Source organism: Niveispirillum sp. CC-CTL257 (assembly GCF_059489915.1).
On sequence record NZ_JCAJXE010000003.1, the window covers coordinates 150,321 to 163,120 of the forward strand.

A 12,800-nucleotide genomic window follows, 5' to 3' on the forward strand; every position below is an offset into this window, starting at 1 on the left:
CGCACGCATAGGGCATCGGTCAATTAACAACAGTGAGGTGGCTAGGGTCCAGACTCAATCAGGTCCAGTAGGCCACGATGGTTGCAATTGCGAGGGTGGATAAGAAGTTTCTGGCGAGCTTGTCGTATCGGGTGGCGACGCGTCGGAAGTCCTTGAGGCGGCAGAAGACCGCCTCCACCATCCAGCGGAACTTGTACCGGAGCTTGTCGAAGCGAATGGGCTTCTTGCGTGACTTTCTGCCAGGAATGACCGGCTTTGCGCCCTTCTCCTTGATTTTGGCCCGCAATTTATCACTGTCATATCCCTTGTCGGCCAGGACATAGCGGCAATCATCAACCTCAGCCAGCAGGGTCTCGGCCATGGTGATGTCGGAAACGTTGCCCGCCGTTACATGCAAAGCCACCGGGCGGCCGAGCGTATCCGTCAGGGCGTGGACTTTTGTGGTCTGACCGCCTCTGGAAATGCCAATGGCTTGCGCCTTGGCCCCCCTTTTCCGCCGTGGGCACAGCGATGTGCCTTCACGTAGCTGCCATCCATGGCCACGCTGGTCGTGATCCATTGCCCGGCGGCCAGCGCCTGCAATATCCGGTGCCAGTGTTTGCGCCCAGACCAGCGGTTGAACCGATTGTACACCGTGGTCGGTGGGCCATACTCCGGCGGACAGTCCTTCCAGCGGCAGCCGCTCTTGAGTACATGAATAATCCCGCTGATGACCCGGCGGTCATCAACACGCGGCGCACCAACGGTATGGCGGGGGAGGTGTGGCTCAATCGCTGCCCACGCTTCATCCGAAAGCCAGAAAATCTCCCGCATTCAATCCTCCAACGCGTTAATCACGCCTTGGAATCACATTCAAACAGCAATTTCAATACACTGTTGCGGTTCTGACCTTAGGTTTGAAGTTCAATCCCGATATAGAAATAGTGTCAGTCAATGATGAAATGCCCGGAAGACAAAAATCGCACTTTTTGTCCGCATAAGCTCGCCCCTCAGGCCAAATAGTAGGGTGTTGTGCCACAGGATACATGCTATACCACCGCTATTATGTTGTTAATTTAGAAGATATTTTCCTGTTTTTATTATGTGCAGGCCCATGCACTTAATCGCTCTCTTCAGAAATTCAAATAATCCAAAAAATACACATTAATAATATTAATTTGCGAGCCATCTCTCGTAGCCACAATGTCTTTCACGATGCGTTTCATACCTGTTGTGCTCGCATATTTAGACGCTCCATTTGTGGGATTACCCCATTGGCGTATTCAAGTATTACCTAATTTTCACTGCGCGAAAGAGGGGTCGAAAATAGAGATGCACCAAATATATGTAACCTGTTGATCAAAAACCAAAAATTTGGATAGTCATAAAAATCTCACGAGGAGCAAAAATGGTATGCAACACGCAGAATTGCCTCAATGGTGTTTAATGATAGTGTCAGCGCTCTGCTAAGGGGGACGTGGAGGCGGCGATGTCACGCGATGCCGGGATCGCAAGCTGCTCGAAATTATATGATACGTTCTATGTTGGGAACACTACAGTCTTCTACTGTATGGAAGTATCGGCGTGCATCACTGTTGTTTGGATCGAGATTGGCAATCAGCATCTGGCCCAGCCTTCTATACAGCCACAGGCAACTCTCGAAGAGGTCCGTATTGCCGTCGAGGCGTTTGTGTCGCATCAGTTGGAGCAGTAGCGGCATCGCATCGAGAGATCATCTATAATATTTCTGGGGCGGACAGTTAATCGCTAAGGTACATTTGGAAGATGTTTGAGCGGCTTGAAACGTGGGCGAAATCGATAAGACGGGACATTTATGCCCTGTATTTGGCAGGGCGCGACCAGCGGGTCCCATGGTATGCCAAGGTCCTCGCGCTGATAACGGTGTCTTATGCCCTTAGCCCTATCGACCTCATTCCCGACTTTATCCCGGTCATCGGCTATCTGGATGACCTTGTTATCATACCGGCCGCCATTCTCCTGACAGTACGACTGGTTCCTCCGGCTGTCATGAAGGAGGTTCGCGACGAAGCATCCCAGCGGTTATCTCGAAGGCTCCCGAAAAGCTTGGTTGGTGCCCTAGCCATAGTTGCCATATGGGTGGTGCTGGGCATCGCTCTGGGCAAAACTCTCATGAAACCCCTCTTTCCGGCGTAATCCCCCGGTGTGACCCGCGATTCAGGCGGGTGGTGCGGAAGTCAGCCGTTCCCCTGGGGCCGGATAAGGAGGTGTAGACTGCCTCTTAGTCCCAGCGCCTATGGCGCTGTTTGGAAGCGTTCCAGGCCCAGAGCCTGCATGTAAGAGGTAAACACAGTATCTGTATCATCCCAAACCGGGCGGCCCCTCCACCCTATAAAGCAGACCAAGATACGTCGGTCTCTACCCCAGATACGAGCGCGCTTCGCTATCGTCACAGTCATAGGTGGTGTTGTATTGTTTGGAAACTATAGGAGGTCGATCCATGCTATGTCGAGATTGGTGGCATGCACAACTATTGACGCTTTTTGTCCTTTATGTCCTGATCAACCCCCTCCGCCAGTCGCAGGTGCTCTTGCAGTTTCGGTAGGGTATTGTGGGCATACTGGGCCAGTGCTGGAGTTTGACTATCCTGCAATTGCCGGTGCAACTCGATCATGGAGCGGTGATCCTTGATCTGCTGCTGTATATAGGCTTGGTCGAACTCAGCATCAGCCAAGTTGCCCATCGCGGTGATCTTGGACTGATGCTCCGTACCGATATCGGACGGAACCGCGATATTGGCCTGCGAGGCTGCGGCTGCCAGTTCGGCGTTGCCCTTGGTGTGCTCGGCCACCAAATGGTCAGCGAAACGACGCACGGACGGGAGCCTGGCGCGGCGCTGTGCCAGTTCGCCGGCGGTCACTTCAGCCATCCCGCCTTGCGCGATCAGCGTCACCAGTTTTTTCTGGTCAGCCCGTGCAGGTGCATCTTTCGGGATGGGCTTATCGGAGCCGGGCGGCACCACCTGTGGGGTTGCGTTTGGCATGTTACCAGGGGAGGTCTGTGGGGTCGGTGGTACCTGGGCCATGGCGGACCCAACGCAAAAAAATGCACCGATTACCAGCGCTTGCACCAATTTGCGCATCATATCCTCCATAGGGCTGGTGATCCCGCCACGCTGTAGGACCGGCGGCCCGATACGGGGCCGGGATCATGACCATTCAACGCCGTTGATCCCTTGACGTTCCAAGAGAATAGTGTTTCTCAAAAAGAAACATCCAATAACCCTTATGCCTGAAACCGGAACCATCGCGCGATTACGCCGTTGTTCCCATGGCAATCCGGGAAAATCGATGGCACGGCTTGAACCACAGGCGCAGGTTGGCGAAGAGGAATGTGCTCGGGGCTTGCGGCTTCTCGTCCTGGAGGCTGCCTTTTCCAGCGCTGGTGGCGCCCTGACGACAGGCGTGATCCTAACGGCCTTCGCGCTGCATCTGGGTGCCTCCAACCTGATGATCGGCATCCTGGCCAGCGCTCCCTTCCTGGCGCAACTTCTTCAACTGCCATCGATCCTGCTTGTCGAACGGCTTCGACAGCGCAAGCGTATCGCCGTTCTGTCCAGCATTATCGGTCGCCTGATGCTCGGCGTGATGGCCGCCACCGCCTTTTTCACGGGCACGGTCCCACTGCTGGTCTTCCTGGGCGCCCAGTTCATCCTTTGCGGCCTGGGCGCGGTTGGTTCCTGCGCATGGAATGCCTGGCTGCGTGACTTGGCACCGGAAAAGCGGCTTGGCCAGGTTTTCGCGCGCCGCACGCTGTGGGTCACGGCAATCAACCTTCTGCTGGGGCTGGCCGCTGCCATGGCCTTGGATCTAACTGGCGAAGGATCACTGGCCCGGGACCTGCTGTTCGCCGGCATGTTCGTGGTGGGTTGCGTAACGGGTCTGATCAGTGCCCGTATCGTGGCCGCCATGCCGGAGCCGGCCATGCCGCCGCCTAAGGCAGCGGTGGGCCTCATCACCCTGGTGGCTGAGCCCTTCTGTGACGGCAACTTCCGCCAATTGCTGGTCTTCATCGCCAGTTGGCAGTTCGCGGTAAACCTCGCGACGCCGTTCTTCACTGTTTTCATTGTGAGACAACTCGAGTTCGACATCAGTTTTGTGATGGTGCTGAACGTGTTGAGCCAGCTATCCAACATCCTGGCCCTGCGTTACTGGGGACGGCTGAGCGACCGCTTCTCCAACAAATCTGTTCTGGCGGTCTGTGCGCCCACTTACATCCTGTCGATCGTGGCGATGATCGGTGCATCCCAGATGACCGATTCCGATACTGTTAAAATATGGCTGGTGGTGCTGCACTTGCTCATGGGGGCGGCGGTGGCGGGCGTCACCCTTCCTGCCACCAACATCGCCCTGAAGCTGTCACCACGCGGCAGCGCCACCGCCTATATCGCGGCCAGTGCCATCGTCACGGCGCTTGCGGCTGGCCTAGCCCCCATCCTCGGTGGTCTGCTGGCCGACTATTTTACCGAACGCCGACTGGGCCTACTGCTGAGCTGGACCAACCCGCGTGGCGTGCACGAACTGCCGCTGGTGATGACAAGTTGGGATTTCTATTTCCTGATCGCCGGTATCATCGGCTTCTACGCCATCCATCGTCTGACTCTGGTGACCGAGCAGGGCTCCGTGGACCCGAGGGAATTGATGACGGAGATGTTCAATGAAACCATGCGCAGTATCCGCAACATTTCCAGCGTCGCAGGTCTTCGCGGAGCCGTGACCGTTCCGCCCTCCATCACGCGCGACGCCCAAGTGCGCCAACGCCTGCACCGGGCCCAGGCACACCGGGATGGGGCCTCCGCCTGAGAGGTTGACACCATGCCCAAAGCCAGAACCAGACAATGCGCCGCCCTGCCGGTCAGCTTCGTGGGGTCCGTACCGCGTGTGCTGCTGGTCACCTCACGGCAGACGCGGCGCTGGATCATTCCGAAGGGCTGGCTGAAGAAGAAGCACTCTTCCAGCGCCATGGCTGCACAAGAGGCGTTTGAGGAAGCTGGCGTAATGGGCGTCGTGACCCAGCCTCCTATCGGCACCTACCACTATCTGAAGCTGCTTGACGACGGCAGCGCTGTCCGGTGTCGCGTCGCCGTTTTCCTGCTACGAGTGACAGAGGTCCTGTCGCATTGGCCGGAGATGGATCAACGGACCCGGTGCTGGCTGACACCCGAGGCGGCAGCGGAGCTAATCAGCGATGTCGAGTTGGCCCCAATGATTCTCGGCTTGAAGAATCGGACATTCATTTAGTCTGAAAAACCCAGCAGTACCTGCCAACTGTTTCCAGCAAGCTGGTCACGGTCTGGTTTGATGGCGGCATCCTGTCCTTTGACCTGGGGGCCTAGGCGCTGCGCCAGGTGGAGGGTCGAACGCCGATCAATCGCCTGGTCCTGACGCCTGACGATATTGACCTTATGCTTTCCATATCCTTGAGATGATCACCAGAAGCCGGATCGCCGGAACAAAGGCGCGTTGGACCGCGTTGAAGAGTGCGAGCCCTGCTCTCCCGCCTAAGATTCTTTTGCGGGACTGTGCCGGGTGAACCCAGCGTAACGGCAGAAGGGGTGCGTCCCATGTCTAATCAGCCAAAAGATCTGGTTCAACTGTTCCATGAGACGTTGAAAGATATCTATTTCGCCGAGAAGCAGATACTCCGAGCGTTGCCGAGGCTGGCCCGCAAAGCCAGTTCCCCACAACTCTCCGAAGCCTTCGAGCAGCACCGCCTTGAAACCGAGGGGCAGATCGAACGGCTGGAGAAGGTGTTCGAGATCATGGGGAAGGCACCACGCGGCAAGACATGTGACGCCATTATCGGCATCATCGACGAAGGCAAGCAAATCATGGAGGATTTCGCCGACAGCAACGCGCTGGATGCTGGCCTCCTGGCGTCAGCCCAAGCCGTTGAACACTACGAGATCAGCCGCTACGGCACGCTGATCGCGTGGGCCGAGCAGTTGGGCATGGCAGAGGCCGTGCCACTGCTGGAGGAGACGTTGGCCGAGGAGAAGCGTACCGACCTGCTGCTGTCCAAACTGGCAGGTGTCGCCGTCAACGCCAAGGCTGCCTGAGGCTGTGCACATTGCCCGACCGTGCCGACGATGGATCGGCACGGCCCGCGCAATATTGAAGCGGACGGGGCCTTCAGCGCTGCGGACCTCCTGTCGTTCGGCCCACTGCCCCACCGCAGGGTGCTGCTATACATAGACGTGCAGCGCCTCCTCGCTGACGAGACGCAATAGCGCAACCTGGGGGTCGGCAGAGTCCCTTCGTAACTCGAGGAACTGGCCTCGGGCCGCGCACGGCAGACCGCACTCCCTCATTTCGCTTGGGCCCTTAGTCGAACGGACGCTCATGGGGCGTAGCGGCGCGACGAAGAATACAGGGACGATATCACGACACCGCGGCTTGACACGGATCTTCGGGAGCTGCTGCTCCTTGCGGCTTTGGTGCCCCCGGCACGTGTGTTGGACAAGTGTACATACGCCCCGTTGGCCTGCGGCGTGCTGGCAGCCAAGTTCAACGGTGAGGGGATGGGGGCGCTCGTGATCTCCGGCACGCATACAGATATGCCTGCTCACCAATAGCGGACTCAGTTTTTTCACCCCTAACCAACTGGAGGCCCCGATGCCAACGGACAAGGACCGGCCGAACGCCGCGCGAAGTGCCGATGCCGCTCGTGGAGCAGGCCCTCTCGACAAGGACTCCCGCTACGGTTTTGACCATGCTCCTTCGGACCCCACGGGAACCTCGGCTTCCCACCCGGGCAAGCCGGACCCTATCTCCGCCCCGGACATGGGCAGGTTTGAGAATCCCTCGGATGAGACGGTCAAGGAAGCGGTACAACATTCTGCGGCCGGTGACACAGGTTCCCTTTCACCTGTCCCGGCCACCTTCGCGCATCTCTCTGAAGAGACCATTCAGAATTCCGCCGTGGCGGAGGACCCGCAGCAGGGAGGCGGCCAGCGGGAGCCAGCGCACGGCATTGGGCCACAAGGTGATCGGCGCCAGTCGGATCAAGGCGCGAACACAATTTACGACCGAAGCCAAAGGCCTGCGGCGGCAGGCGATGAGCCAGCGTCCGGCCATGCGACCGATCACACTCCTGTGCAACGAACCAAAGGCCATCCGCGCGTCTGGCTTGCCGCTGCGGCCCTTTTCATTGGATGGGGAGTGCTACTCGCAACCCGTCGGCGGTGACCTGCAACATGAGGGTAACGCGGACCGGCTGTGCTAAGCGGCCTCCATCCCTACCACCGTACCAACGGTCCAGGGCCAAACTCGAACGCGTAACTGCCATCCAAAGCCCGTGTATCAATCGGCGTGGCAATGGTCGACGGCAACGGGTTGCGACCGAAAAGCAAGCAACCAGCAGGCCGCCTGACGCTTGCAAACCCAGGTGGCGGTGGTTCAGCCTGCCTCGCCGCGATTGGCTCCCTCCCAATCGCAAGCAGCATCCAGGGCGGCCAGACCGATCTGGCTAATCCGCATAACCGGGTAAGCGACGATGCTGGCAAGCGGCACAAAAGCAGCTGCGCGGTTGTTATCCCTGCGTCCACCCACATGTCCATGCATGCAGGAGCTTCCCATGACGACACCACGCGAGCACTTGATCGACTGGCTTCGCGACGCCTACGCCATGGAGGTGCAGGCGGAAAAGATGCTGTCCAACACCGCCGACCGGTTGGAGGACTATCCCGTACTGAAGGCGCGCCTGCAGCAGCACGTGGTCGAAACCAGGAACCAGGCCGAGCAGGTTGAACAGTGCCTGCACCAACTGGGTGCCGACACCTCCATGCTGAAGACCGGGGTGGGCGCCATCACCGGCATCGCGCAGGCCATATCGGGTATCTTCGCTTCCGACGAGGTCGTGAAGGGGGCCGTATTCGGGGCTGCCTTCGAGTATTTTGAGATCATCAACTACAAAGCCCTTATCACCACAGCCGAGGCGGCGGGTGAGACAGGCATTGCCGCCGTCCTTGAACGGATATTGGAAGAGGAACTGGCCATGGCGGAATGGATGGAGGACAAGCTTCCCACGGTGCTGCGCCAGTATCTGGCAACCGGTGAGAAGCGCTGATCAGCGCCGGGTATCATCCCGGCGCGCCCGCATTCCCCGCCGCAGTTCCTCAAGGTAGGGAAGGAGTTCGACCAGGAAAGCCGCCGCCAGGACCGTGACGAGGTAGGCGGTGGGAAGCGGGCGGTCCTTCCAGGACAGGGTGAAATCCGGTTGGGCCGCTCCGAACCCGAACAGGGCGAGGAACTGATCCCAGTGGCTGGCCAGGATCAGCAGAATGGCCATCAGCGGCACCATCTCCAGGAAGCTGTGGACATGCTGCTCCAGCGGCGTGACGATGCGGCGGCGGACGGCGTAGCTGACATCCCACAGCGCCGTCGCCTCATGCAGCAGGAACGCCGCCATCATCGTGAGTATCACCAGCGCGTTGATGTCCAAGAACAGGCAGGCCAGCAGCGGCACCGCCACCTCAGCGTACATCAGCAGGTGAAGCAGGCTCTCCTTGGGCCCAGCCGTATGCTCGATGTCGCTGGCGCGATGGCAGAGCCAGTCGGCGAAACCGGCGAGGAACCAGATCGGCACGACGAAATAGAGCAGCAGCAAGGTTGTGGGTTCCATGGACGGTCTCCGTCATCAGCCACGGGCCAAGACCCCCATGGCAAGCAACTTACAATCCGACAACGTAGCGGGCTCGTGCATGTTTCCAGGCCCTTTTGCGCGCCGCGGCCCGACCAATCCCATCCGGAGGCGAAATCCATGAAGGCTCTGTGCTGGCACGGCAAAGGTGACGTGCGTTACGACACCGTCCCCGAGCCCTGCATCGAATTTCCCACCGATGTCATCTTGAGGGTGACGAACTGCGCCGTCTGCGGCTCCGATCTGCATCTGTCGGGTACATGCCAGAGATGGAGAGCGGTGACATCCTGGGCCATGAGACGATGGGTGAGGTGGTGGATGTCGGCTCATCCGTCACCAGCCTCAAGGTCGGTGACCGCGTGGTTATCCCCTTCAACATCTCCTGCGGCGATTGCTTCTTCTTCCGCAAGGCGAGTTTCTCGCTTTGCGACCGTTCCAATCCGGATGCGGAGAAGGCGGCCAAGGCCATGGGTCACGCACCTGCCGGCCTGTTCGGCTATTCCCACCTGACGGGCGGCGATGCCGGCGGGCAGGCTGAATACATCCGCGTGCCTTTTGCCGCGGTCGGGGCCCTGAAGATCCCCAACGGGCTGACGGACGAACAGGTGCTGATCCTGTCCGACATCTTCCCCACCGGCTATATGGCGGCGGAGAATGCAGAGATCGAGCCGGGCGATACGGTGGCCGTCTGGGGCTGCGGCCCCGTCGGGCAGTTCGCCAGCCAATGCGCCTTGATGCTGGGTGCCGACCGCGTGTTCACCATCGCCCCCGCCTTTGTCATCACCCACCGTGTGCCGCTGGAACAGGGGTCGGAGATGTACTGCACATTTCGGGACAAGGAGGATGGCTGCATCAAGGTAGTAATGAGGCCTTGACGGCCTTTTCAGTTATCGAATTGTATGTTTGAACTTAGAATTTCCAAATTTCAATGCATGATATTGTGAAAATAAAGATAATATAAAAACACTCTTCGTTTAAAATATAACTTCGTTTAAAATATAACTTATCGTATCTGGCTGACATTTAGGCCGATGATGGCATTCTTCCGGGAACATTGTTGGCTATTTTGCGTTCATTCCATGTGGCTGTCAGACAGGAGATGTCGCGTCATGGACTCAAAGAAACCCGCCAAAGGCGCCGCCGCCGCGCCGTCCGACAATGCCGGTCCCAAGGATGTGGGTGTATCCAAGGAGGAAACGCCGCCTGCCGATCCCCTTGAGCAACTGCGCAACGACCAGCAGGTATTGATTGTCGCGCTTGAGGATGAAGCCGGCGCGTCGAAGGCCTTCGACAAATGCCTGCACCTTCTCGACACGATTGATCGCCATGTCGTCCCCGCCTTGGAGAAGGCTGGTGTGGCGGAAGCGGAGATGCGGCGAACGCTCGTCTGGCACGATCTGGCCAGGCTTCTGCTGGCGGATTTGCGCGCCGGCTATCAGGACGCAGGCGAACGCCAAGCCATACTGGGGGTCCTGAGCCAGTTGATAACATCGCTCGACAGACCGGAGGCGGCTGTCGGCAGCGGAATCTTCGCCCTGGCCGCCACCGCGAAGGTGGATATCGCCAAGGTCGCATCGGAAATGGAGACGCGCCTGGCCGCGTCCCAGGAAAAGGCGGAGACGCAGCAACCCCTAACGCCGGAACTGAACATTCTCCGCCTCGATATGTTCGGCCGGCACCACGAAATCCCTACGGAGGATTTTCCCATGGCACGAAACCAGAATGACCGCCCCCGCGACGATGATGGCCGTTTCAGCAGCAGCTCGTCCGGCGGTCGACGCGACCGCGATGATGATCGCAGCTCCGGCAGTGGCTGGCACGGTGATCCCCGTGGCCATGCCGAGGCAGCCCGCCTGGGTTGGGAACACCGGGATGACCGGTCGCGTGGCGGTAGCCGAGACGATGATGACGACCGCCGCTATGGTCGCGGCAACGGTGGTAGCAACCGGTCCCGTGACGACCAGGGCCGCTTCGCATCTGACGATGACAGCGGCCGCGGCTCCCGCAGCAGCCGTTACGAGGACGATGACGACCGCCGTTACGGCGGTCACGGTCGGGATGACGACGACCGTGGGCGTGGCTGGTACGGCGACCCGCGCGGTCATGCCGAAGCGTCCCGCCTCGGCTGGGAGCATCGCCGCGACAGTGACGATGATGATCGCGGTTACAGCAGCCGTGGCCGGTCATCGGGCAGCAACCGCTCCCGCGACGACCATGGGCGCTTCAGGTCCGACGATGATGACCGGGGCTACAGCAGCCGTGGCCGGTCGTCGGGTAGCGACCGCTCCCGCGACGACCAGGGGCGCTTCATGTCCGACGATGACGACCGCGGCTACGGCAGCCGTGGCCGGTCATCGGGCAACGACCGCCCTCGTGATGACCAGGGGCGCTTCATGTCTGACGATGATGACCGGGGTGGTTCTCGTGGCGGCCGGGGGCACGACGATGGTGATCGCGGCCATGGCGGCTGGTTTGGAGACTCGCGCGGCCACTCTGAGGCGTCCCGCCGCGGGTGGGAGAACCGCCGCTGAGTGAGCGGATCGGTTCGAGTGAGAGGAGAGCCGCCATTACCATTGGCGGCTCTCCTCCCTTTCGACGCCCCCAGTCCTTCATTCCCGCCAGGGAGCGCGTAATGACAAACTTGGACGATGCCCACACCGACCAGCCCGACCTCACCGGCCGACGTGCCGTTGTCACAGGCGGCACCACAGGCATCGGACGCGCCGTTGCCGTGCTGCTGGCCAGCTATGGCGTAAAGGTCTTCATCTGCGGCCGGACACCGGAACATCTGGATGACGCGCTGGCACGCATTAGCGACGTCGGCCAAGGCGACGGCATTGCGCTGGACTTGGCTGAGAAGGGCAAGGTTGATGAATTCTTCGCGGCGGCCGACAGTTACCTGGGCGGCCTCGACATCGCCATCGTGAATGCCGCCGTTGCCGCGTCCGGCTTGGCCGAAATGTCGAAAGGCGAGCTCGACTATGCCATCGCTACCGACTTCACGGCATACCTGACCAGTTGCCGTGCCGCCCTCAATGCCATGGGGGAAAAGGGGCACCTCGTGCTGATCGGATCCACCAGCGCCCATTCACTCTCCCCCGGGTCCACGGTCTATGCTGGTATCAAGGCTGACATCGCTGGCTTCGCGGAAGCGCTGAAGAAGGAACTGGGTGGCAAGGGCATCAAGGTCTCGCTCGTGGAGCCGGGCTTTACCGGCGCTGACCTCCATTATCCCGACCTGCCGGCGGAAAAGCAGCGGGACCTGATCGTCGAGGAGAAGATGCTGCGGGCGGAGGATGTCGCCGTCGGCGTGCATTACCTGCTCACCCAGCCCGACCGGGTCGTCGTCCAGCAACTGACCATCGTTCCACGGAAGGAGCAGTGAAGACCTGTTCGACGTACGCGACGTCCGCTTCATCTTCACGAGGGATTTTGGCCCCGCCGCCATGCCAGCAATTTCTCTACGTCGCAGACACGTCCGAACCACCCGATGCCTAGGACGCCGAGGAGGCTGCAATGACCGCTCGTGACCAGACCGGAGCGAGGATGTCCCGCCCGCCGAACGACAGCCTTGACCCTAGGGACAGCTCCACAGCCACCCCGTATGAACCGACCGTCACCATCGACAGGCACCGTATCGACATCGACCGCGGCCTCGCGAGCGACAAGGTTTCTTCCCCGACCCCGCTGCCGCTCCGTTGGGCACAGATGAGGAGGCGGGAGGCAATTCCGCCTCTGTCGCCCCGTCCGTCCTGACATTGTCCGATCCGGTACCGGGTGATGCGGACGCCAAAACCATATCGGGCGAACCTCGCGATCGTTCCTATCTGGGTTGGATGCCCTTCGGGCTGCTGCTGCTAGGCCTTGGGGCCTTGGCGATTGCAGTCATCGACTGACAGCCGAGTTGAACCGTGCGCTGGAGCCAGCTTGAGAACAGTTGCGACTGCCTTTGTCGACGGGTCGGTACTGGCCAGGCCAGCGACCGTCCCTCTGAAGCCAAGCGGCCGAAGTAGCTTAGGCCTACGTTATCACCCTGAAAGAGTTCCAAGTCCTTTCCGCTGCCGTCTTGGCCTATGTTTTTGCATCCATGCCCACCGAGTTCGAGCCCTCCGGATTGAGGCCTAGTCGGAAGGCGAAAGCCC

At 59.8% G+C, this 12,800-nt stretch carries 11 protein-coding genes; 8 read left to right on the top strand and 3 right to left on the bottom strand.

Annotated features, from left to right (window positions below; all coding sequences use genetic code 11):
• Positions 1-58: 58 nt before the first annotated feature.
• A protein-coding gene (locus ABC729_RS17480; RefSeq protein WP_495608863.1) for an IS5 family transposase occupies positions 59-813 on the bottom strand; the annotation gives its coding sequence in 2 pieces (ribosomal slippage) (positions 59-483 and positions 483-813; 756 coding nt in all).
• A gap of 951 nt (positions 814-1,764) precedes the next feature.
• Here ABC729_RS17480 and ABC729_RS17485 point away from each other — a divergent pair.
• Entirely contained in the window at positions 1,765-2,154 is a 390-nt protein-coding gene (locus ABC729_RS17485; protein ID WP_495608888.1) for a YkvA family protein, read from the top strand.
• 334 nt (positions 2,155-2,488) lie between these two features.
• On the opposite strand, the gene ABC729_RS17490 is transcribed toward ABC729_RS17485, so the two are convergent.
• The gene (locus ABC729_RS17490; RefSeq protein ID WP_495608889.1) at positions 2,489-3,103 is read right to left on the bottom strand and encodes a DUF4142 domain-containing protein; all 615 of its coding nucleotides are present in this window, start codon (positions 3,101-3,103) and stop codon (positions 2,489-2,491) included.
• A gap of 205 nt (positions 3,104-3,308) precedes the next feature.
• On the opposite strand from ABC729_RS17490, the gene ABC729_RS17495 reads away from it, so the two are divergent.
• The 4 genes from ABC729_RS17495 to ABC729_RS17510 all read left to right on the top strand — a co-directional run bounded on the left by ABC729_RS17495 (position 3,309) and on the right by ABC729_RS17510 (position 8,085).
• The gene (locus ABC729_RS17495) at positions 3,309-4,820 is read left to right on the top strand and encodes an MFS transporter (protein WP_495608890.1); all 1,512 of its coding nucleotides are present in this window, start codon (positions 3,309-3,311) and stop codon (positions 4,818-4,820) included.
• A 12-nt stretch (positions 4,821-4,832) separates the two neighbouring features.
• Positions 4,833-5,258 (top strand): NUDIX hydrolase, encoded by a 426-nt coding sequence (locus ABC729_RS17500; protein WP_495608891.1) that lies wholly within the window; start codon positions 4,833-4,835, stop codon positions 5,256-5,258.
• Between the two features lie 323 nt (positions 5,259-5,581).
• A complete protein-coding gene (locus ABC729_RS17505; protein ID WP_495608892.1) occupies positions 5,582-6,076 on the top strand; it encodes a YciE/YciF ferroxidase family protein in 495 nt (164 codons plus the stop codon).
• 1,517 nt (positions 6,077-7,593) lie between these two features.
• Positions 7,594-8,085 (top strand): ferritin-like domain-containing protein, encoded by a 492-nt coding sequence (locus ABC729_RS17510; RefSeq protein WP_495608893.1) that lies wholly within the window; start codon positions 7,594-7,596, stop codon positions 8,083-8,085.
• Here the strand turns inward: ABC729_RS17510 and ABC729_RS17515 are convergent, their stop codons facing one another.
• Positions 8,086-8,640 (bottom strand): hypothetical protein, encoded by a 555-nt coding sequence (locus ABC729_RS17515; RefSeq protein ID WP_495608894.1) that lies wholly within the window; start codon positions 8,638-8,640, stop codon positions 8,086-8,088. It lies immediately after the preceding gene.
• Between the two features lie 287 nt (positions 8,641-8,927).
• Here ABC729_RS17515 and ABC729_RS17520 point away from each other — a divergent pair, with 287 nt between their 5' ends.
• The 3 genes from ABC729_RS17520 (at position 8,928) to ABC729_RS17530 (ending at position 12,043) form a co-directional block, all read left to right on the top strand.
• Entirely contained in the window at positions 8,928-9,533 is a 606-nt protein-coding gene (locus tag ABC729_RS17520) for an alcohol dehydrogenase catalytic domain-containing protein (RefSeq protein WP_495608895.1), read from the top strand.
• 234 nt (positions 9,534-9,767) lie between these two features.
• The gene (locus ABC729_RS17525) at positions 9,768-11,189 is read left to right on the top strand and encodes a hypothetical protein (protein ID WP_495608896.1); all 1,422 of its coding nucleotides are present in this window, start codon (positions 9,768-9,770) and stop codon (positions 11,187-11,189) included.
• A gap of 101 nt (positions 11,190-11,290) precedes the next feature.
• A complete protein-coding gene (locus ABC729_RS17530; RefSeq protein WP_495608897.1) occupies positions 11,291-12,043 on the top strand; it encodes an SDR family oxidoreductase in 753 nt (250 codons plus the stop codon).
• Positions 12,044-12,800 lie beyond the last annotated feature (757 nt).